At 44.9% G+C, this 21,226-nt stretch carries 19 protein-coding genes; 2 read left to right on the forward strand and 17 right to left on the reverse strand.

Annotated elements, in window-relative coordinates; all coding sequences use genetic code 11:
- Nucleotides 1-203 precede the first annotated feature (203 nt).
- On the reverse strand, nucleotides 204-464 hold the full coding sequence (locus CWO27_RS18710; RefSeq protein ID WP_017061084.1) for a DUF5062 family protein: 261 nt from the start codon (nucleotides 462-464) through the stop codon (nucleotides 204-206).
- A 447-nt stretch (nucleotides 465-911) separates the two neighbouring features.
- Here CWO27_RS18710 and CWO27_RS18715 point away from each other — a divergent pair, with 447 nt between their 5' ends.
- Entirely contained in the window at nucleotides 912-1,127 is a 216-nt protein-coding gene (locus tag CWO27_RS18715; RefSeq protein WP_102432460.1) for a hypothetical protein, read from the forward strand.
- A 147-nt stretch (nucleotides 1,128-1,274) separates the two neighbouring features.
- Here CWO27_RS18715 and CWO27_RS18720 read toward each other — a convergent pair whose 3' ends face one another.
- Entirely contained in the window at nucleotides 1,275-1,931 is a 657-nt protein-coding gene (locus CWO27_RS18720; protein ID WP_102432461.1) for a QnrS family quinolone resistance pentapeptide repeat protein, read from the reverse strand.
- Between the two features lie 320 nt (nucleotides 1,932-2,251).
- Here CWO27_RS18720 and CWO27_RS18725 point away from each other — a divergent pair, with 320 nt between their 5' ends.
- Nucleotides 2,252-2,842 carry a TetR/AcrR family transcriptional regulator gene (locus tag CWO27_RS18725; RefSeq protein ID WP_102432462.1) on the forward strand — a complete coding sequence of 197 codons (591 nt, stop codon included), beginning with the start codon at nucleotides 2,252-2,254 and terminating at the stop codon, nucleotides 2,840-2,842.
- Between the two features lie 98 nt (nucleotides 2,843-2,940).
- Here CWO27_RS18725 and CWO27_RS18730 read toward each other — a convergent pair whose 3' ends face one another.
- The 15 genes from CWO27_RS18730 to CWO27_RS18800 form a co-directional block, all read right to left on the reverse strand.
- On the reverse strand, nucleotides 2,941-4,188 hold the full coding sequence (locus CWO27_RS18730; protein ID WP_107899364.1) for an anaerobic sulfatase maturase: 1,248 nt from the start codon (nucleotides 4,186-4,188) through the stop codon (nucleotides 2,941-2,943).
- Nucleotides 4,189-4,307: 119 nt separating this feature from the next.
- A complete protein-coding gene (locus CWO27_RS18735) occupies nucleotides 4,308-6,053 on the reverse strand; it encodes an arylsulfatase (RefSeq protein ID WP_107899365.1) in 1,746 nt (581 codons plus the stop codon).
- 75 nt (nucleotides 6,054-6,128) lie between these two features.
- Nucleotides 6,129-6,560 (reverse strand): tetratricopeptide repeat protein, encoded by a 432-nt coding sequence (locus tag CWO27_RS18740; protein ID WP_107899366.1) that lies wholly within the window; start codon nucleotides 6,558-6,560, stop codon nucleotides 6,129-6,131.
- A gap of 195 nt (nucleotides 6,561-6,755) precedes the next feature.
- The gene (locus CWO27_RS18745) at nucleotides 6,756-7,961 is read right to left on the reverse strand and encodes an iron-containing alcohol dehydrogenase (protein ID WP_107899367.1); all 1,206 of its coding nucleotides are present in this window, start codon (nucleotides 7,959-7,961) and stop codon (nucleotides 6,756-6,758) included.
- 177 nt (nucleotides 7,962-8,138) lie between these two features.
- Complete coding sequence (locus CWO27_RS18750; protein WP_048664473.1) at nucleotides 8,139-8,582, reverse strand: hypothetical protein; 444 nt, start codon at nucleotides 8,580-8,582, stop codon at nucleotides 8,139-8,141.
- 56 nt (nucleotides 8,583-8,638) lie between these two features.
- Nucleotides 8,639-10,054 (reverse strand): coniferyl aldehyde dehydrogenase, encoded by a 1,416-nt coding sequence (locus CWO27_RS18755; RefSeq protein WP_107899368.1) that lies wholly within the window; start codon nucleotides 10,052-10,054, stop codon nucleotides 8,639-8,641.
- A 288-nt stretch (nucleotides 10,055-10,342) separates the two neighbouring features.
- A complete protein-coding gene (locus tag CWO27_RS18760; protein ID WP_017632044.1) occupies nucleotides 10,343-10,825 on the reverse strand; it encodes a MarR family winged helix-turn-helix transcriptional regulator in 483 nt (160 codons plus the stop codon).
- A 361-nt stretch (nucleotides 10,826-11,186) separates the two neighbouring features.
- A complete protein-coding gene (gene choV, locus CWO27_RS18765) occupies nucleotides 11,187-12,401 on the reverse strand; it encodes a choline ABC transporter ATP-binding protein (protein WP_102432468.1) in 1,215 nt (404 codons plus the stop codon).
- 2 nt (nucleotides 12,402-12,403) lie between these two features.
- The gene (gene choW, locus CWO27_RS18770) at nucleotides 12,404-13,246 is read right to left on the reverse strand and encodes a choline ABC transporter permease subunit (protein WP_102432469.1); all 843 of its coding nucleotides are present in this window, start codon (nucleotides 13,244-13,246) and stop codon (nucleotides 12,404-12,406) included.
- A 95-nt stretch (nucleotides 13,247-13,341) separates the two neighbouring features.
- Entirely contained in the window at nucleotides 13,342-14,313 is a 972-nt protein-coding gene (locus CWO27_RS18775) for a choline ABC transporter substrate-binding protein (protein WP_107899369.1), read from the reverse strand.
- A gap of 145 nt (nucleotides 14,314-14,458) precedes the next feature.
- Nucleotides 14,459-16,186: a choline dehydrogenase gene (gene betA, locus CWO27_RS18780; protein ID WP_107899370.1), complete on the reverse strand. Its 1,728-nt coding sequence runs from the start codon at nucleotides 16,184-16,186 to the stop codon at nucleotides 14,459-14,461.
- A gap of 72 nt (nucleotides 16,187-16,258) precedes the next feature.
- Nucleotides 16,259-17,719 (reverse strand): betaine-aldehyde dehydrogenase, encoded by a 1,461-nt coding sequence (betB, locus tag CWO27_RS18785; protein WP_107899371.1) that lies wholly within the window; start codon nucleotides 17,717-17,719, stop codon nucleotides 16,259-16,261.
- 125 nt (nucleotides 17,720-17,844) lie between these two features.
- Nucleotides 17,845-18,447, reverse strand: a complete 603-nt coding sequence (gene betI, locus CWO27_RS18790) for a transcriptional regulator BetI (RefSeq protein ID WP_004732441.1) — start codon at nucleotides 18,445-18,447, stop codon at nucleotides 17,845-17,847.
- A gap of 430 nt (nucleotides 18,448-18,877) precedes the next feature.
- Nucleotides 18,878-19,384 carry a hypothetical protein gene (locus CWO27_RS18795; RefSeq protein ID WP_102432474.1) on the reverse strand — a complete coding sequence of 169 codons (507 nt, stop codon included), beginning with the start codon at nucleotides 19,382-19,384 and terminating at the stop codon, nucleotides 18,878-18,880.
- A 9-nt stretch (nucleotides 19,385-19,393) separates the two neighbouring features.
- Entirely contained in the window at nucleotides 19,394-21,076 is a 1,683-nt protein-coding gene (locus CWO27_RS18800; RefSeq protein ID WP_107899372.1) for an LruC domain-containing protein, read from the reverse strand.
- Nucleotides 21,077-21,226: the final 150 nt, after the last annotated feature.

Consider the following 21,226-nt stretch of genomic DNA (forward strand, 5'->3'; position numbering starts at 1 on the left):
GGCCTCGTACTGAGTACTCACAAGTACGTTGAGGCAACTAATGAACAGATGATGCGCGTTAATGTTGATGGCAGATAAGGTTGGCGAATATGTGAATGAAGTTAGGCTTGGGGGAATATTAGGGGCTACTTTTACTGTACCCAAAAGCAAAAAACCTAGCGAAAGGTCGCTAGGTTTTAAATACAAAATGAGGTAATACAAGCTTACTTCAGCGGGTCATTGTCCGGCAGTGCCTTATGAAGCCATAGTGCTAAACGCTTCTTGATGTTCGCGCCATCAAGCTTATCGTCAGGTAACGGTGTGATCTGATTGACTTCAACAAGGAACAAGTACACCGCTTTAACCTTTATCGGTTGGGATGAATTTGGCAAATCAAAACCTTGTAGTTTTGCCATCTTAAAACCGACTTCAACTGCTTTTTTTACCAGCTTATCTTCATTAATGATCTTCGCGGTTTTCGACATATCATCTCCATCATCTTTATCGAACGAGTACTGAGTATATCAAACAGAAAAACTCACAAGATTACCTCGCTCTCAATTTGAGGAGTCGCTTTGATAAATAACATAAAACGAATAACAGGCTCTAGGCTGATTCAAATTTGGTTGGTATTTACGATATCAATGGCTATACGCAAACGAGCTCTTAATAAAAAACTCAGTAAATGAGATCTTAAGTCAAAAACTGAAAATCGAACAATATTTAACTTACCATCCTAAAGAATACGGAATACTATGATTATCATTTAGGTGATATACATTCTATAGAATACAAATAAACCTATGTTATTTAACCAGTTTTATAGTAAAACGACTTAGGTCATATTTACAGGTTCCTGTAACAGAATGTTATTTACAAAACACTCATTAAGAAAATAGAATAAACCCACTAATATTATACTGGTGTTAAAAATGCGTTACCTATGGGCTTCATTCTGTCATAAAAACCCGATCATCGGACGAATCGTTCATATCCTTGTTATGTTGGTAGCGTTAGCTTCTATCGTCGTTCCATTGATATCAAAAGACGCAACAACCATCTTGGTTTCATTGGGTGTTGCTCTGGTCTGTTTTGTGTTGTTTGTGTTCTTTGCCCTGGCCGACAAAATGCGTTCAGGCATGCACTAATCAGCCAATCAGTTCTCTATTCACCAAGCGTTCTCTTTTTAAAAAATCATTATAAAATGCTGGTTACCAGATACGGAAAAGCCCAAAGTTATTAGCTTTGGGCTTTTCTTCTAGCGACTATGGTTGATTACAACCGAATGATAAGAATCAATCAGGCATTACAACAATACCCATGGTTTCAAGCAGTTGCTCTTGCTGCCAAGCGACGATTTTAATCCCCGATGTGTCGACCTTTCGAGGATCTAACCCTTCCAATTCAGCGTGGCATAAGTTTGCTCCCTGCATACTGAACTGCCCCCATACATCTTCCGAGAACACGCCTCGGCTAAGATCAGACTCTTTCAGTGACGCGCCACCAAGGTACGTTCCTATCCAACGGTTCTCAAACAGCTCGCACTTCTCTAAACAAGCCTGTTCAAAATTGGCGTATGACAGGTTACAGCCCGTAATATACGCAGAGCAAAAATACATTCTATTGCTTACCTGATTGGCAAAATTTGTTCGAGTAAAGTTCGCGCCTTTCAGATCGCATTCGCGCAGTTCGATCCCATAGCAGTTTGCATTACTAAAGTTCGCCATCGCCAACTGGCAATTCTGGAAGCTTGCATCTCGTAAGTCGGCAACATCAAAGTGGCACCCCTCAATATCGCCTTGTTCAATAAACTTACAGTTAATAAACGTTGCGTCGCGTAAGTTCGAACGTCTGAAATCACAACGGATAAACGTGCAGGCTGTAAATGTAAGCTCTGATAAATCTTGCTGAGCAAAACTGTGGTGATGATAAGTGCTGTTATTAGTATCCATTTAGCCCCCTAAAGAAATTAAGCTAAGACTATCATTACGATCTTAAGAAAACACCAAATTAAAAACCAACAAAAACAGCAACTTAAAATACCAAAAATTAGCCATTTTAAGGCACCAAACAAGCTCTTTAAGGCTGTTATTTTCGTTTTATAGCATGCGCTTATCTTGAAAAAAGTTTTGTCGCTTAGAAGGGGGATATAAGAGAAAAGTCACTTTGACGAAGCGAGTCAACTATTGACAGCGTCCTAACGCGCTAGACTGGACGGTTGGTATGTTGCTGGTTACACTATTCCTCATTCTCAGCATAAAGAGTAAGAACAATGAAAGACATGCGACAAGCTATGCTCGATGCAGGGTTTAGCCTTATTAATGAACACGGGTTTGCTGGTGTTGGCCTGATGAAAATCATCAACCAAGCGGAAGGCACCAAGGGTTCTTTTTACCACTACTTTAAATCCAAAGAGCACTTTGGCGAGATCCTTCTTACCAACTACTTTGATGAGCACCTCGCTAAGCTGAACGACTTTTTAAGTGATGAGTCGCTTTCTCGTCGTGATCGCGTTAAAGCCTATTTCGAGTTTTGGTGCGCGTCGAAGCTGACTGAGGACTTCAATATCCAATGTCTTGTCGTAAAACTGGCTGGAGAAGTCTCTGGGTCTGCTAACCCGTTGCAATCGACTATGGCAGAAGGCGCGGAAAAGATCATCCTGCGTATGGCAAAGCTGTTTGAAGAAGGTAATGCCGATGGTGATTTCACTATCGCAGAACCAGAATCGCTATCTCGAACGCTCTATGGCTTATGGCTAGGCTCAACGCTCATGGCTGCGATGCAGCGCAACCGTTCGATTCTAAACAATGCCATGGATGAAACCATTCTTGCCATGAGCCCAGCACAAGAATCGGCTGACTAGATACCAGCGACCAAGTACCAAAAACCAAAAGGCTCGCACAATTTAGCGAGCCTTCTATCTCACTTTAAATCTTGATTGAATCGATTCACGCCAACTCACTACCCTAGACGAGACGCAATATTATTGGCTTTGAGTAAGCCCTTAATAACCGGGTCGATATGCTTGAAGAAGCTCAGCCATCCTTCACAGAGATAATTTAACCCTGCCTCACCATCTCGGCTTTTGATGATGCGGTTTTTGGGGCACTCCCCATGGCATGCGAACTTAAACTCACAGGTTTGGCATTGTTTCGGCAAAGACTTCTGTTTGGCGAACCCAAAACTCTGTTGCTTTGGCGAAAAGGCTAAAGATGAAAGTTCTTGTTCCTGAATATTACCCAACTGAAATTCAGGAAAGACATAATGGTCACATGAATACACATCACCATTGGGCTCAACCGCTAACCCTTTGCCGCAGATCTCACTCAAGGTGCACATGGTGCTTTCTCTGCCCATCCACACACCGAAAAAATTTTCAAAGTACGGCACTAATACCCGACCAAAATCATGTTCGAACCACTCGTCAAAAATGGTAGTAAGGAATTCTCCCCATTGCGCTGAACCGACACTCCACGATTCAACTTCGCCAGAGACAGGAATGATCGCTTGTTGGTTGCTCAACCATTGATTGTTGGTATGAGCCTCGCGCTTATCCACCACAGGGATGAACTGCAGCTGCTTCGAACCCACTTCATCGCGTAGAAAGCGATAAACCTCTAGTGGATACTTACCTGTCACATCATTCACACAGCTTAGGGTCGCGAACTCGACGTTATGTTGTTTCAAGTAGCGAATGCCACGCATTGTTTGAGAAAAAGTACCTTTGCCTGCACGGTTGGTTCGGTAGTGATTATGTAAGTGCTCTGGGCCATCAATGCTCACACCGATGATAAAGTCATGTTTATTGAAAAAATTACACCACGCATCATTCAACAAGGTGCCATTGGTTTGCAGATCATTACTAATAGTACTGTGGCTAGGGCAATATTTTTTCTGCAGGGCGACGACCTTTTGAAAGTATTCAATCCCCAACAAGGTTGGCTCTCCACCATGCCAAGAAAAGATGATTTCCGGTGTATTTTGCCCTTCTATATATTGTTTGATGTAACGCTCTAGCAGCGCTTCATCCATCACATATTGAGATCCTTTGGGGTATTCAAGCAGCTGCTGTTTTTCTAAGTAATAGCAGTAGGTGCAACTGATATTACACACCGCCCCAATCGGTTTTGCTAACGCTTGAAGCTTGCTGTGCGCCTTAGCATTGAACTGCGGGATTGAACTCAAGTTTGATAGCGATAGTGTCGTCATGAAGAGCGCCTCGATGTAAAAGTTCTTGTATTAGCTAAAACAATTCGTAATTCCTTTACACGGTGTTCATCGGCCAACCAAGCTTGATGGCATTAGGTTGGCCGAGTGGTTCATTTCCTCTATTTTACGTTTTCAAACGGGTTCCACGCTTCGTCAACCGGAACGATGTTTTGCACTTTTTCGTACTCTTGATATTCAGCGACCATTTCAAGGAACAGATCTGGCATTTCATTTCTCAAGTCATGTTGCTCAGCAGGGTCTTTCTTGGTGTTGTATAAGTGCCACTCACTGTCCCCCCCCATACCGGTAGAGATTCGGATGATCTTATAATCGCCTTTGAGCAGAATTCCACTGCCAAACAATTCAAATGGAATCGCATTATCGGCACTGTGCACCTCTGCCGTTTCACCCTTAAAGTAAGGCAACAAGCTCACGCCACTCATTGGTGCTACTTCTCGACCTTGATATTCCGTTCCTGGATGCTCTACCTCTGCGATCTCAAGAATCGTGGCTGCAATGTCTTTCACTTGGGATAAGTCGTCAGTCTGAGTTCCCGGTTGCAACGCATCTTCACCTTCTAGAAGCGCTTTGGCTGGCTTAACGATAAACGGCACACGAATACCTCCCTCTGCTGTATAAGCTTTGTACCAAGATAGGCCGCCGGTTGAAGCGCTTGCCCACTCAGGACCAAGTGACACACTGGAGTTCGCCTTGCCTAAGTTTTCAGTCGAATTATCAAAGTGATGAGCGGTCCAGGTTCGTATCAGATCACTAATATTTTCACCGGTAATATCAGTAGCTTCTGGACCGTTATCGGCGAGATACATAATGTAAGTGTTGTCATACTCACCAATTTCTTTCAAGTAGTCGACGACCTGCCCAACTTGTTGGTCTTGCATCTCCATCATTCCCATCGCAACAGCCATTTTCTTGCCATACCACTTCTGCTCTTTCTCAGAGAGCGAATCCCAAGGGCGGCTCAATGCATTACGGCCTGAAATATCAGCATCTTTTGGAATCACCCCCATCTCTTTCATACGTTCAAAACGATCCTCTCGAATCGAATCCCAGCCATGTTCAACATAGTAATCAATCTTGTCTTGATAACTGGATTCAGGAGCTTGCAGTGGGAGATGAATTGCTGTGAAAGGCAAATAAGCAAAGAAAGGCTTGCCGTCGTCTTTTTTGCTGTCGATCATCTTGATCAGCTCACTAGTGTAAACTTGATCTGAGTACTCGCCTTTATACTTATCCTCAACCACCTGACCGTTGCGGTAAGTTGGCTCAACTTCAACGCCGGGGATATCCCCTTTTTGCAGCGCATCCGCTGTCGCGGCATTTTTGGCAGGGAACATCATATCTCGGTTAAAGTGATTCGAACCGCCCGCTAAGATACCGTAGCTCTCTCCAAAACCTCGATCGTCAGGTAGGAAGCCATCCTCGTGTCCCAAATGCCATTTACCAGACAGGTAAGTGTTATAGCCACTCTCTTCGAGCAGCGTTGCGACCGTGACGCCTTTCTTGGTGAGGTAACCTTCATAACCCGGCTTACCAATCGCGCCCGGATAGACGGCATAGTCGAAGGTGCCTAGCCCAACCTCGTGACTGTTTGCTCCGGTTAACATCATAGAGCGCGTTACCGATGAAGTTGGTGACGCGTGAAAGTTAGTAAACTTAACCCCCTCTTCAGCCAACGCCATTAGGTTTGGTGTATCCGCTTCTGAGCCATAAGGCTGTGTATCGGCAAAGCCCACATCATCGCCAACAATAACAACAATATTCGGCTTTTCTGATTCAGCCGCAAGAGCAGCACTGCTTGCCGCGGCCATTGCAGTGAACACTAAAGATTTCTTGAATGTCTGCATCAGACGTTCTCCAATTTCTGTGATTAATTTTTTGTGAATAACTTTTTCTGTAATTAACTTTGATTAGGATTTGAATTAGTGCGCGGCTTGCGACATCCAATGTAATAAGTCGAGCGCGGGATCATACTCTTGAGCTGCTGCCATGCCGATCCAAGTGACTCCCTCCGCTTGGCTGGCTTGAACGCCACTTCCAGAGATATACATCAATCCAAGCTGTGTTTGAGCTTCAGGGCTACCGTTATTGGCTGCGGTGACGAACCACTCCGCGGCTTTTTCATCATTCTGTTCTACGTCATCTCCGCTCAGATATAAGTAAGCGACAGAGATCTGAGCATCCAATTGCCCTTGATAAGGCTCATCCAATAATTGCGCGACATCTTGATGCTGCTGCGATTGATCCATGGTGCCTACGTTCTTAGAGCTTTCGCTTCCAACGCTTGCTTTGGCAAAAAACAGTGCGGCCAAAACACCAGTCAGAATCACGGTAGTTAAACGTTTATTGATCATTTATTTCCTCCTCGGGGAATAAAGGTCACAACGTCCCTGTTGAATGCGTTAGGTGAAAAGTAGGAATGGCGCGATGATGCACAAGCTTGATAGCAATACGTTTTCAATTTTCATAATTGGCTCTCGAGTAATAGTTGTGAGTGAATCAGGGGCTGAACTAAATGGTCATAAAATTCCGTCGATTAAGGCAGAGACTTAAATCGCTTTCTCAATGATGGTTTCAATCGTCTGTTTCGAGATTGGGTAGAACTGAAAACAGATGTCTTTTTCAATCGCTTCAGCAATGTTGTTCTTCTCTTGCTCATCAAAGTCCCAGCTGCTGAAACGCTTCATCGCACCGACACTGGTTTGGAAATTATTTAAGAAATCCAACACTCTCTGGTAAACCATCTCATCGGTTCCCGTAGTGTCGACCGAGAAAGCTTGAGCTAACTTCGCCGCATTCGGCATATAGAATTCCGGCAGCGCCTCAATCACAACCGGCATCAGTACCGTGTTGGCATCACCATGCGGGATATGGCTAATCGCACCAAAGGCATGAGCACAGTTATGAATCGGAATGCCACCCAAAGACGAATAGAAAGCAGAGATCGCCATAGTACTAGCTTGAAGAAGGTTGCCGCGTGCTGTTAGGTTTTCTGGCTCTTTAAGTGCCAAGGGTAAGTTTTCAACAATCAGTTTTGCAGCTTGAATTCCATAAGCATCGGTGAATGCATTACTCATTGGCGAGACAATCGCTTCAACCGCGTGCGTTAGCGCATCCATCGCGGTAGAACGAGTCAGGTGAGCAGGCAGCTTAGTGGTAATCGTTGGATCAAGAATCGCGATATCAGCTTCCAATCCAGATGCAACAAGGCTTGCCTTAATATTTTCATGTTCGTTGTAAAAAACAGCAATCGGAGAAGCTTCCGCGCCAGTGCCCGCCGTTGTCGGAACCGCAATGTGTGGTACTCGAATATCTTCATTATTTGGCCACACATCCATATGACCGCCACCCGCAATCACGGTGCGAATGTCATCTATCTGCTTATGAAATGCGTATTTCACACCTTTGGAAGCATCAATCACACTGCCACCACCAACAGACAAAATTGCATCAGCATTGACGCTATTTGCAAACTCAATTGCAGCGTTGATGTTGTCGCAAGTCGCGTCTGGCGCAATATCGGTGTACACACCAACCAGCTGAGCCGCTTGTTCATTGCCTAGTTGGGTCACCTTTTGGTTTACAAACAACGCTGAGAATTGTTCAACAAAGCCCAAAGACTCCAAACCTTTGTCAGAAAAAAACACAACTCGTTTTGCACCTAGGCGAGCAAACAAAGAAGGGATGTTTTCGATGCCGTTCTCTTGAGCATGAACAATGGTTTTCAGTTGAAAGTTAAAGTTATTGGTAGTCATGGTGTTTACCTCGTTTATGTTTGATGACTAAACAATAACCAATACAAACCGGTCGGTCTAGAGTGCTAATGTCAAAGATATGTCAATTAAGATCGTTGAGGATCATTTGTCGGAAACGAAAAAAGCCCGCAAATGCGGGCTTAGGAATGTTAGAATCAACGAGCTAAACGACAGAGGTTAACGCAAATGAGCGGGTACCTTTGTTTTGTCTCGGTTGAGATAGTAATACAGATAAACCAAAGAGTAGACGGTCACAAACGCATCGAGCGCAAACACGCCACTCCAACCATAAAACCACTCATAATCGTTGATACAGACATTGTATAAGAAGATGCCAACAAACATCGACTTCTCAAATGCACTGTAAATCATTGTCGAAGTACGCAGCGATTTGTACTTGGCCGAGAACATCAGCAACACACCAATACAGCCAACCATCACGCCCCAGTGCTGATAAGTACCCAACAGATACTCCTTATTTTCCATCATCGTATCGTTGTAAGAAAACAGGGTCTGCATGCTCCAATCCGGTGCCAAGAAAGTGGAAAAAGCAGTGGCGGTTAAGAATCCAGTAATCATCAAATACGATTTCATGGTTCGTTCAAAAAAGCGTTCCAACATAAAATAACCTCTAAAAATAACTTCTTAATAATGAATAGCGTAATGACAGAAATGATTTACTTACCAAGCATGCTCATCACTGCTGTTTTTAATTCGTTGTCTTCTTTTGCAAACAGCTGCTTAACTCGATGATCTAAGCCCGTTTCCAAAACTGTTTTGGCATGGGAGAAAGTGAGAAAACCTTCTTTACCGTGATAATTGCCCTGCCCTGATTCACCAATGCCACCAAACGGCGCATCATCAACCGCTAAATGGAAAACACAGTCATTGATACACATTCCACCGGAATGAACTTGATGCTTAACCTGGGACTGTAAACTCAAATCAAAGCTCATCAGATACAGCGCTAAAGGCCGTGGTTTGCTATTGATGACTTGGAACACCTCTTCGATATTGCGATACGTAATCAAGGGTAATAATGGGCCGAAAATTTCTTCGTTCATCACTTTGGATGACAGGCTTGGTTCAACGATCAAATGTGTCACCAATCGATGAGTATCTAGGTCCATCGCTTCGTCATGGCAAGCAACGATTCGTGTCCCAGCTTCCTGCTCTTCATTCAATAAACCAACAATACGATCACATTGGCGAGGGTTAATGAGCGAGGTTAAACTCTCAGAGTAGATCCCTTCATCAAACAATAATTGGTACTGTTTTTTATACTCAAGAATGAAGGCTTCAAGCTTCTCTTCAGGGAGTAGCACGTAATCTGGAGCAACACACACTTGACCGTTATTTAGGCTCTTACCATAAATGATTCGCTCAACAGCAAGATCGACTGGCATATCTTCAGCCACGATAACCGGCGACTTTCCACCCAGCTCAAGCGTGACAGGAGTTAGCGTATCAGCCGCTGACTTCATCACTTGGCGACCCACTTGGGTTGAACCCGTAAACAGAAGGTGATCAAACGGCAACGCCGAAAATGCCGCGGCAATTTCAACCTCGCCCTCAACAAGACATACCTCGTTGGCATTGAAGACTTCATCCAATAGTTGTCTTAAAACGTGATTGGTTTCTGGCGTAAATTCACTCATCTTGATCATGGCGCGATTGCCCGCTGCCAAGGCTGAAATGAGCGGGCCTACGGATAACATGATAGGGAAATTCCACGGGGCAATGATCCCCACTACGCCTTTAGGCTGATAAACCACTTCAACACGAGAAGTTGAAAGCAAAGGACCGGAGTGGCGAATTGAAGATGTCGACCAATGTGGCAAACACTCGATGGTGTGATCGATATTTCCTAAACAAGGAAGTATGTCGGCCATCAAAGTATCTTGTCGGCTGCGGTGACCATAGTCCTCACTTACCGCGGCACACAAACGGTCTGTGTAATCGATCAGAGCAGATTTCAGCGCAAGCAACTGTTCTATTCTCACCGACACAGTGGGCATCGGATCATCTGCAAAAGCTTCCTGCATAGTCTTCAACGTCGCTGTCATTTGTGTTGCCGTCAATTCATGTTTCATACATCACCTCATGGTTAGGAGAGGCACACAATAATACACAACAAACCGGTCGGTCTAGTGTTATTTTGTCAGAGAATCGTCAAAGCGTTTATGAAATAAGTGAATAAACGTTAAACAAATTAAAAATCAGAAAGCTTGGGAATTTAAAATCGAAAGGAGTAATTGGAAGACAGTTTGGACTGAAATAGTCAAAGGGATAGAGGCTACAAGATCAAAAATGGCCGCTTAAAGCGGCCACTAAATATTATTCTAATTTATTGTTTTAAAACAATTAAATAACCTTCCTGACTAGCTCTTGGCAACGTTGGCAATGCCTTCAAGCTGTAGCACTGGGGCAGCATCGATGTCTTCTGCGTTCATCATTGATGATACGCGTTGCATCGAGGAAAGCAGTAGGCTCTGCTCCCACGGTTCTAGGTTTTGGAATTTTTTAACGAAGTTATCTTGCAGCGGCGGTGGCGCATTGTTTAGCAGCTCTTGGCCTTTTTCCGTCAAGTTCGCATGCACTTTACGACGGTCTGCAACACTACGGATACGTTGTACGTAACCATTCAACTCTAGGCGATCGATGATCGTCGTGGTTGTGGCTTGGCTTACATTGGTGTGATTCGACAATTCTTTGATCGTCACATTACCCATTTCTTGGATTGCTCTCATTAGAATTAATTGAGGGCCAGTCAAACCATACTCTTTACTCAGCTTTTTCGAGTGTAAATCGATAGCGCGAATAATTTGTCGAATAGCGACTAGGATTTCGTCATGTTTGTCCAAGATGCAGACCTTTGTACTAATATACTGTGAGTGGTTTTACAGTGTCGAAGCGAAGAACTCTCATGAAATCGGAGTCAGGACCGCTCAAATTACACTGTAAATTGATAAATTACGTCATTAATTTTTCCGCATTGTACTGATGTTCATACTATTCTCAATCTTTTCTATGCCTCTGAATTTGCGCAGGGCAACACTTTTGCTCAATGAGTCACGATTTTCGCTCTTATATCGGCTAACAAGGTAACAAAAAGCCAGAAGTCGTTAACAAATAAAAAAGCAGAGCAGTCAAATAGGTAGGGAGATTGTGATGGCCCCACTACCTATTAAATGTTTCGATATCTGACTATTTTAGTTCAAAAGACTAAGCAGCACTGTTTAGTTGAAAATTACCTGTCAGCGCGTTGTAGAACTCGCTGTTATCCAAGATCCCAACCAATTGATTGTCTTCAACCAGCAAAATCGGATGGTTACTTATCTGCTTGAGCTTAATCGCATCACGCATGCCAATTTCAGGGCTTGTGACCACGACACTCGACGCGCTGATCGCCGCTAAGTCATCTGACTCGCTCCACTCGACAAGCGCCAAAGTAGATTCACCTTTGACCGATAAAGCACCTTCACTCTGTTCAATCCAGAGGTCTTTAGAATCGCAGATCTTCCAGCTTTCATTCTCTTGCGTCAGCGAATCAAGAGGCTGCATCAAAGAACGACCTTTAAGCACATTCAATGGATTGGTGTGAGCAACGAAGTCCTTCACATATTCTGTTTTCGGCGTCAGAACGATCTCTTCAGGTTTACCGTGTTGAATCAGTTTGCCTGACTCCATGATCGCAATGTTGTTACCAATCTTCAGTGCTTCATCTAGGTCGTGACTCACGAACAGAATCGTTTTGTTTAGTTTGTTTTGCAACGTGATCAGTTCATCCTGCAGTTGAGCACGAATCAATGGGTCAAGCGCCGAGAACGGTTCATCCATCAATAGAATGTCAGTATCCATTGCAAACGCACGTGCCAAACCAACACGTTGCTGCATGCCGCCAGAAAGCTCATGCGGGAATTTGGTTTCCCATTCGGCTAGGCCGACCATTTCTAATTGTTCACGCGCCTTAGCACGACGAACATCTTTGGCGACACCCTGCATTTCAAGACCAAATGCCACGTTGTCTAATACGTTAAGCCATGGCATCAAAGCAAACTTTTGGAACACCATAGAAACGCGGTGAGTACGAAGGTGACGCAAGGTCGCTTCGTCGCATTGTTCACCTAAATCAACCAGCTTGTCTCCATCTTTGATCGCCAATGAGCCACGGCTGATCTCATTCAAGCCGTTAACTGCGCGAAGCAAAGATGATTTACCAGAACCAGACAAACCCATCAGTACACAAATCTCGCCTTCTTCCACCGTCAGCGACACATTATCTACGCCAACAACTTGGCCAGTCTCATCAATGATCTCTTGGCGAGTTTTACCTTGATCGAGTAGATCCAGCGCTTGATTGGCTTTGTTACCAAACACAACATCAAGGTTTTTGATGGTAATCGCGTCCATTGCCTTCTGTTCCTGAGAGATAGACATGATTAAGCTTCCTTCTGGTTTGGTGTTTTGCACAAGCGGTCAAGGATGATTGCGACTAAAACAATCGCTAATCCGGCTTCAAAACCTTGTGAGATGTTCACTGTGTTCAATGCACGAACAACAGGTTTACCAAGTCCGTCAGCGCCAACAAGAGCGGCGATAACCACCATCGAAAGCGACAACATAATACATTGGGTGACACCGGCCATGATGCTTGGCAGAGCGGCAGGTAATTCAACTTTGAGCAGTAACTTCATGCGACTTGCACCAAAGGCTTTACCCGCTTCAATCAGCTCTTCAGGGACTTTCGTTACCCCTAAGTAGGTCAAACGAATCGGAGCAGCTATCGCGAAAATAATGGTCGAGATTAAGCCAGGCACGATGCCCAAGCCAAATAGAACCAGAGTTGGAATCAAATACACAAACGTCGGAACGGTCTGCATTAAATCGAGAATTGGGCGCAACATCGTATAGAGCCAAGGACGGTGAGCAGCCATGATGCCAACCGGTACGCCAATTAATACGGAAATCGTTGTCGCCGCAAAGACGAGAACAAAGGTTTCCAGCATTTCTTGCCAGTAGCCGAGGTTAAGAATAGTCAGCAGTGCCGCGACCACAAAGATCACCAGCGAGAGTTTACGGTGTAAGTACCATGCAATCGCAGCGGTAATCACGATTGGCAGAGCAGGCGGCATCCACTTAAATACATCGACTAAAAACATAATGACGGTTTCTAGAAAAATCGAAATAGCGTCAAAGAATCCTGCTGCATTGATTGTTAGCCAATCAACACCCGCTTCCATCCATTGTCCGACAGGGATTTTGTTTTCCGTAATAAAATTCACAATATTGCCTTTTATTATGGGCGGGCTACTTCAAACCAATCGATAAATTGGCAAGCCCACCTTTATTATTTATGTAGCTGTTGAGATAGGTAGAACTAAGCTTTAACTTGCTTTAGGTATTCAGTAACCGCTTGAGTCGCTGATTCACCTTTATGCGTTTTTACGTTGTCTAACCAAGCTTCAACTTGTTGAGGGTTGTTGTTCAACCATTGTTGAGCCGCTTTTTCTGGCTTTACTTTTTGGTTAAGAATCTCTTCCATCAACTGGTTTTCCATCTCTAGAGTGAATTCTAGGTTTTGTAGAAGTTGACCGACGTTTTCACACTCAGACAGGTAGTTTGAACGAACGTTGGTGTAAACATTCGCGCCACCGTAGTTAGGGCCGAAGAAGTCGTCACCGCCTGAAAGATATTCCATTTCAACATTGCTGTTCATCGGGTGCGGAGCCCAACCAAGGTAAACAATCCATTGGCTACGGCGTGCTGCGCGTGATACTTGCGACACCATGCCGGCTTCGCTTGATTCAACTAGGCTGAAATCTTTTAGACCGAATGCGTCAGAGTCGATCATCGATTGGATTAGACGGTTACCATCGTTACCAGGCTCGATGCCGTAGATGCGGTCTTTAAATTTGTCGGCATGTTTTGCTAGGTCTGCGAAACTTTTAACACCGGCGTCGTACACGTACTTAGGTACAGCTAGCGTGTATTTCGCACCTTCAAGGTTGGCGCGAACAGTTTCAACGGTGCCCGCTTCACGGTATTTAGCAATATCGCCTTCCATGGTTGGCATCCAGTTCCCTAGGAATACATCAATGTCGCCGTTTGCCATTGAAGAGTAAGTCACCGGTACTGAAAGTAGGTCGGTTTTGGTTTTGTAACCAAGGCCTTTTAATAGTTCAGAAGTAACGGCGGTTGTTGCGGTAATGTCAGTCCAGCCTACATCAGCGAAGCGAACGTTTTCACATTGCTGTGGTTCAATAGAAGCGTTAGCACCAAATGAAAATGAACTAATGGCTAGTGCTGTTAACGTTTTCGTGGTCATGTTCTGAATATTTAGAGTCGTCATAATGGTTCCTTTTTATCTTTCCTTTTTCTGCTCGATATCAACACCGATAGAGAGCAGTTCTTCTGACTTTTGACTAATTTTTGTTGTTACTTTTTGCTTTTTCTATTTTTGAACTATTTTCTATTTTTGAAATAATAACAGAGGCTTACGCTTCTCTTACTGGTTTATTTATTCTTTGCTTCTCTTGCCACTCAGGTGCAATCCACACTGGAACGTCCTGCGATTTGAGCATTGGCTTACCCAAAATCAAATCGGAAGCACGCTCGGCAACCATAATGGTCGGGGCGTTCAAATTACCGTTTGGAATGATTGGGAAAACCGATGAGTCGACAACACGTAAGCTGTCGATACCGCGAACCCGACACTCTTCATCAAGCACCGCCATTGGGTCATCATCAGCGCCCATTTTGCAGCCACATGAAGGGTGATAAGCACTTTCAACGTTCTGCTTAACCCATTCATCAATTGCTTCATCGGAAGTAATATTCAGACCCGGCTGAATCTCTTTGCCTCGGTACACATCCATCGCAGGTTGAGACAAAATCTCACGCGTCAAACGAATACAATCGCGCCAATCTTGACGATCTTGCGCAGTCGAGATGTAGTTGAAAATGATCTCTGGCTTGGCATGCGGATCAGCGGAAGTGATCGCAACCGTACCGCGACTCTCTGGCTTGTTAGGCCCAACGTGTACTTGGAAACCGTGACCATCAAAGGCCGCTTGTCCGTCGTAACGCATCGCGGCTGGCAGGAAGTGATATTGAATATTCGGCCACTTCAATCCTTTGCGAGAACGAATGAACGCGCACGATTCAAAGTGGTTAGTAGCACCAAGGCCTTTGCGAGTCAGAATCCATTCCGCGCCAATCATGCCCTTGCTGACCAAACCAAGCTTGCTGTTGAGCGTGATGGGTTCGTTGCAGTGATATTGGAAGTACACTTCTAAGTGATCTTGGAGGTTTTCACCGACACCGCTCAGTTCGTGTTTCAGCTCAACGCCAGCCTTTTCAAGCACCGCTTTCGGGCCGATACCAGAAAGCTGCAGCAGTTGAACAGAACCGATAGAACCCGCAGAAGAGATCACTTCTTTGTTCGCCACAGCCACCTGGGTATTTCCTGACTTTTCAAACTCGACACCGACGGCTTTCAAGCCCGATTGGCCTTTTGATGACTGGTCTTGTGCGTCTTGTGCTTCAAGTAAGAAACGACGCGCCACGATACCTTTCTTCAAGGTCAGGTTTGAACGCTTCAATGCTCGACGTAGATAAGCGTTAGAGGTTGAGGCTCTAACACCCTTGTCTACCGTCATATGCATGGTGCCGAAGCCTTCTTGCTGGTAGCCGTTATAATCGTTGGTTTCTGGATAACCGGCGTCTTTACCTGCATCTATGAACGCTTGGTAAAGCGGGTTGAGCTCCATATCGTTACCGTTACAAGTGCCGACAGGGCCATTGTCACCACGGTATTCATCACCGCCTTTGTTCCATGACTCAGCGCGGCGGAAGTAAGGCAGACATGCTTGGTAGTTCCAACCCGCTGCTCCCTCTTCTTCCCATTGGTCAAAATCACACGCGTGGCCACGAACATAAACCATACCGTTGATCGATGAGCTGCCGCCTAACACTTTGCCACGTGGGCAGTGCAGTTCACGTCCATCAAGGCCCGGTTCTTTCTCTGTTTCAAATTGCCAAGCGTACTTTTCAGTATTCATTGGGTAAGAAAGCGCGGTTGGCATTTGGATAAAAATACTCTTGTCCGTACCACCAGCTTCCAGTAGTAAAACGCTATGTTCACCGCTTTCCGTTAGCCTATCCGCTAACACACAGCCGGCCGAACCCGCGCCGACGATAATATAATCGTAGCGTTGTTCCATGTTTTAATTTCCCTGAGATGAGTCAGTAGGGCTAGCTCTGTTAAGCTAACCCATAAAATTGAGTGTTACGCGTTAGGCATAAGGGCTGGCGTAGTCGCCAAGTTCAATAAGAATGCTCTTAGTCTGCGTATAGTGGAGTAGAGTCTCTGGCCCGTTTTCGCGGCCAACCCCTGAAAGTTTGTAGCCACCAACAGGCATTTCTGCAGGTGAATCACCCCATGTATTAACCCAACAAATACCCGCCTGCATTTGATGAATAACACGGTGAGCACGAGAAAGGTTTTGCGTGAACACGCCAGCCGCAAGGCCATATTTGGTGTCGTTAGCGCGGCGAATCACGTCGTCTTCGTCCGTAAACTTCAACACTGACATTACAGGGCCGAAGATCTCTTGTTGAACGTGAGGCATGTTGTCTTCGCAATCCACAAACACGGTTGGGATAACAAAGTTACCGTTTTCAAGGCCGTTGTCCGTCACTCGATAGCCGCCCGTCAGCAGGGTTGCACCCGACTGCTTAGCTAGCTCAATTGCTTCAAGGACTTTTGAAAGGTGTTCTTTCGAAATCAACGCGCCGATCTGAGTCTCCATGTCCATTGGGTTACCAATGATCAGCTTCTCAGTGCGTGTTTTAAGTTGATCGATGAATGCGTTGTAGATGTTTTCGTGTACATAAACACGAGTACCGTTGGTGCACACTTCGCCTTGGGTGTAGAAGTTAGCAACCATCGAAGCGGAAACCGCATCATCCAATTTCGCATCATCAAACACGATCATTGGTGACTTGCCACCAAGTTCCATGGTGACTGATTTCAGCGTCTTAGCGCTATCTGCCATTACCGCTTTACCGGTACCGGTTTCGCCCGTGAACGACACTTTCGCGATGTCTGGGTGCCCCGTTAGCATTTGCCCAACACGGTAATCGCCCTGAACCACGTTAAACACGCCATCAGGAAGACCAGCTTCAGTAAAGATTTCTGCAAGCTTGAGCGCCGTTAACGGCGTTTCTTCTGAAGGTTTGAAAATCATCGCGTTACCCGCGGCCAATGCCGGAGCCGATTTCCACATCGCGATTTGAATTGGGTAGTTCCATGCGCCAATGCCAGCACAGATGCCCAGCGGTTCACGGCGTGTGTAGAAAAATTGAGATTCGCTCAGCGGCTGTTGGTCGCCTTGTAGCGTGGGAGCAAGGCCAGCAAAGTATTCAATAACATCAGCGCCAGACGCCACGTCCACTTCAATTGCTTCTTGCAGCGGCTTGCCCGTATCAACAACCTCAAGGTTTGCAAGGTCATCATTTCGAGCTCTAAGTATTTCCACAGCCTTCAAAAGAATACGGCTACGTTCCACAGCAGTCATTGCTGACCATACCGCAAATCCGCGCTTCGCAGATTCAATAGCACTGTCGACATCCGCGGAAGATGCTTGGCCTAACGTCGCGATAGGTTCACCGTTTGCAGGGTTAATGCTATCAAAGGTTTCACCAGAGGTTGCTTTAACCGCTGCGCCATCGATGTATAACGAGTTCATTTCCATTTGAGATTCTGACTTAATTATTGTTATTAGACTCTACTGGTCTATATGTGAGTATTAGGTGTAAATAGTGGTCGTTCTAGCTCTTGCTCTTGGTCTAGCTCAAGGTCTAACGCTACCACTGCGATCTATTTGCTGTGACACGAGTAGAACGTAAGTTGTTTATCTAGATAATCATTGATGATAGCTCGCGCCTTTTGAGCATCGATACCATCTGGGTTTAGTGTGCCTCTCAGCCACAAACCATCAATCAGAGACGCAATCCCGTGAGCAACGAGATCCGCTTGTTCATGATTCAAAATACCTTTCAACTCAAGACGTAAGTGTGAAATCAAACGTTTTTCATTCACACGCTGCAGTCTTTTCAGCTGCTCGTCATGCATTGAATATGACCAAAATGCCAACCACGCCTTCGCGACCTTATTTTCTGCTTGGTAACCTTCGAAGTTACCATCGATGATTGCGTTAATTCTCTGTTGGTGAGCATCAACAGGAAGCGCTTTTAGTGAAGTCGTGATGGTGTTGGAGAGTTGGCGAAGGATTTCACGCATGGTCTCTTCGAGCAGGCCGTGCTTACCACCAAAATAGTGATTAATGATGCCGGTAGAGACTCCCGCTTCTTTGCTGATCAACGCAATACTCGCGGCATGCAAACCGACTCGATCAATCACCGTCATGGTCGCTTGAACAAGCTGTGGTTTACGTATGTCAGGCATCCCAACCTTCGGCATTTCTTAGTCCTTTTATTTTTTATTGAACGTTCAGTTAAATATAAAATGACAGAAATTTAGTTAGGGTTCAAATGATTATTTAAAACAAACTCGTAACAATACAGCATTCAAAAGCACAAAAATCATTATAAAACAATAAATTAAATATCATTTAGAGCACTAACGAAAAGAATTAAAGATTTGAGGTGTGATAGTTAATGGTCAAATGTTTTTACTCAATAAGAACAAAACTTAACCACTTATCTTCTGAGCCGAAATGGGTGATATGCAAAGAATAGGCATCGTTATTTGTGGTTAAGAAGGGAGAAGCGATGGCGTAATTGATCGAGAGCAAGAATGAAAATCAGATACGACGAGAGCACCTTTATCAAGTTAGGTGCTCTCATTTTTTTATCACCAATATCGAGGTAATAAAGCGTGGTTAGTTCAACTAAAAAGCTAAGTGGTAACTATTGCTCGACTGATCCAGTGAAATCACCCAACTTTGCTCTTTCTCACTGCTGCTCATCGGCACCCAACGAGCGTAAATTTGCTCCCAGTTCCCATTCACTTCTAATTCCACAACATCGATTTGAGTTGGATACACCGTGGTGATTCTCGATAAAGGGTCAGCGACAACATCACCGTTACTCATCACAAATGCCGACTCGGAATACAAGTGCAGCGCTCCCGAAGTCGTTCCCGTGTAATCCATCGACAAGCTGATCTTCTCCCCAATATCAAATGAGAAACCGACAGGCGCCACGATATCAGACGTACTGATCGCTGCTGGCTGGATTACTAACGCAGGCAATTGAGCGGGCGTCGGTGTTGGTGTCGCAGCTGGAGTCTGCGCAGGTGATGCACTGGTGTTACCACCGCCACCTCCTCCACCGCCACAAGCACTTATTATGAGTGAGAAGGATGTCATGGTAATTAATTTGCTTATCTTATTCATGGTGCTCTCCTACTCATCCGTCGCTGATATAACTTTGTTCGTGGTCGATGCTTTGTACCATTCACCATCGGTCTCACCGCTGCTGGTTACCCATGTAGGGAATGACGTATACGCATCACTGATATCAACCAGTTCTACAGGGTGATCCCATTCGTCTCGAATGTTGATGACCCACGGCATATTATTACTGGTTTTGAACGACTCAGAGCCTGAAGAGCTGTCATCATGACTATTGAACAAGGCGTTATTCATATCACTGGTACCTGTAAACTCTTTTAAGTGAGTTTGCCACGTCATACCCGGAGGGGTCGCGACGAAGTCACCGTGATAAGTACCATCAGCCCCAAAGATAAATGAGTCATAAGGTGGGTACCCTATGTCATCACGTGATACTGCTGTAGTAAATTCCACGTACAGTTGGTAGTTAAGCACGTCAGCGTTTTGTACCCCAGAACATGCACTTTGGGTTCGGTAGAAAACACAGCTTTCCGATAGTTCACCAAGATTCTCTAGGTCTACTCTCAAATCCTCAGAGACCATCAATATCGTTTCACTATCACCTGCTTGCAAAATCGTATGACCGACGGCAACACCGTTACGAGTTAATGTTGTCGACGCTACGTTAGCAGGTAAAACGTTAGGTAGCTTCACAGCATAACCATTTGAGTAGCCCGCTCCCATTGCTTGAAGGGTGTAATCTACGGTCAAGTTCTTGAGTTCTCGTTGACCATTAAGCTGCTCTGTCACTTTGTAGCGCCACACCACGTCATTGAAGTCGTAGTCACCTTTCAATGGCCAATTATCTTCGAATGCGATCGTTGCGTAGCTGTTCGAGCTCGGGTAAACCGTTGTTACGGTCACATCTTCATTATTCTCTTGAACAAGCACTTCATATTTGGAATCTGTCGTGCCATCTTCATTAACCCCATCAACGGCGGTAAATGGCGTCACTTCGACCGTGAAAATCAGATCATTAAAGTCGTTGTCTCCAGTTGGACGATAAATATCCTCAAAGCCAAGTACCAAAAACTCATTCTCTGTATCTAGAAAGGCAACATTGTGTCTTCTATTTTCAGCTGACGCCTCAGGGTTAAGTGATGGATAGCTGTAGAAAGGTGTGCCCCAGCCACCAAGCCACGGGATGTTGTTATAAGATCCTTCCCAGCCCCAACCATTCGAGATGATAAAAAAGGCTAATGTTTGACCTGCCGTAAGTTGGACACTGAGATCAATAGAGTCCCCTTCTTGCATTTCCCCAACATCAGCAACCGACGTATTAGGAAACACCACGACATGTGCGTTGATATCGTCTTTAGTTGCTGGAGGGTTATCAGTATCAAAAACGAAGTAGCCAAGGGTGTTGCGGTAACCCGCCCCTTCGTTCAGGAAAGTGATTGTGGCTGTGGCGTACTCTGCACCGTCCAACTCATCATCAATATCAATACTCGAATAACGCTCAGATGCAATAAAGGCACTGTTCACGGTAGTGCCTTCTGGCAACATCGAATAGACGTTAGTTAAAACATCTTGAGGAAGTGACCCCGCGATCGAATAAGTATTGTTGGGTTTACCTTTTGCAGAATAGTTAGAAGCATCCGAGCCTGATTCAAATGTAAGGTCTGCGGTTGTCAACGCCATCGCGACACATGGCACCAAGCAACTCGGCAATATGACTGAATTCCAATTTCTCATTCTGTTCCCTCTTTCACTAGCCTTAAACGTGTATAGAGGAATGGAGCAAGTATAGTGCCGAAAAATAAAACTATATTTAACAGAAGGTTATGATTATCTAGTTGAAAATTCTCATTTTGAGAATAAAGTTGAATGTAAAAACCGCTATTC

Source organism: Vibrio sp. 10N.286.51.C3 (assembly GCF_003050065.1).
Taxonomy (GTDB): Bacteria; Pseudomonadota; Gammaproteobacteria; order Enterobacterales; family Vibrionaceae; genus Vibrio; species Vibrio crassostreae.

Coding starts and splice junctions, on each gene's coding strand:
- CWO27_RS18710 (WP_017061084.1), bottom strand. CDS start 464: ATGTCGAAAACCGCGAAGATCATTAATGAAGATAAGCTGGTAAAAAAA.
- CWO27_RS18735 (WP_107899365.1), bottom strand. CDS start 6,053: ATGCAGACATTCAAGAAATCTTTAGTGTTCACTGCAATGGCCGCGGCA.
- betA (WP_107899370.1), bottom strand. CDS start 16,186: ATGGAACAACGCTACGATTATATTATCGTCGGCGCGGGTTCGGCCGGC.
- CWO27_RS18795 (WP_102432474.1), bottom strand. CDS start 19,384: ATGAATAAGATAAGCAAATTAATTACCATGACATCCTTCTCACTCATA.
- CWO27_RS18740 (WP_107899366.1), bottom strand. CDS start 6,560: ATGATCAATAAACGTTTAACTACCGTGATTCTGACTGGTGTTTTGGCC.
- CWO27_RS18775 (WP_107899369.1), bottom strand. CDS start 14,313: ATGACGACTCTAAATATTCAGAACATGACCACGAAAACGTTAACAGCA.
- CWO27_RS18730 (WP_107899364.1), bottom strand. CDS start 4,188: ATGACGACACTATCGCTATCAAACTTGAGTTCAATCCCGCAGTTCAAT.
- CWO27_RS18800 (WP_107899372.1), bottom strand. CDS start 21,076: ATGAGAAATTGGAATTCAGTCATATTGCCGAGTTGCTTGGTGCCATGT.
- betB (WP_107899371.1), bottom strand. CDS start 17,719: ATGGAAATGAACTCGTTATACATCGATGGCGCAGCGGTTAAAGCAACC.
- CWO27_RS18755 (WP_107899368.1), bottom strand. CDS start 10,054: ATGAAACATGAATTGACGGCAACACAAATGACAGCGACGTTGAAGACT.
- CWO27_RS18725 (WP_102432462.1), top strand. CDS start 2,252: ATGAAAGACATGCGACAAGCTATGCTCGATGCAGGGTTTAGCCTTATT.
- betI (WP_004732441.1), bottom strand. CDS start 18,447: ATGCCGAAGGTTGGGATGCCTGACATACGTAAACCACAGCTTGTTCAA.
- choV (WP_102432468.1), bottom strand. CDS start 12,401: ATGTCTATCTCTCAGGAACAGAAGGCAATGGACGCGATTACCATCAAA.
- CWO27_RS18715 (WP_102432460.1), top strand. CDS start 912: ATGCGTTACCTATGGGCTTCATTCTGTCATAAAAACCCGATCATCGGA.
- CWO27_RS18720 (WP_102432461.1), bottom strand. CDS start 1,931: ATGGATACTAATAACAGCACTTATCATCACCACAGTTTTGCTCAGCAA.
- CWO27_RS18750 (WP_048664473.1), bottom strand. CDS start 8,582: ATGTTGGAACGCTTTTTTGAACGAACCATGAAATCGTATTTGATGATT.
- CWO27_RS18745 (WP_107899367.1), bottom strand. CDS start 7,961: ATGACTACCAATAACTTTAACTTTCAACTGAAAACCATTGTTCATGCT.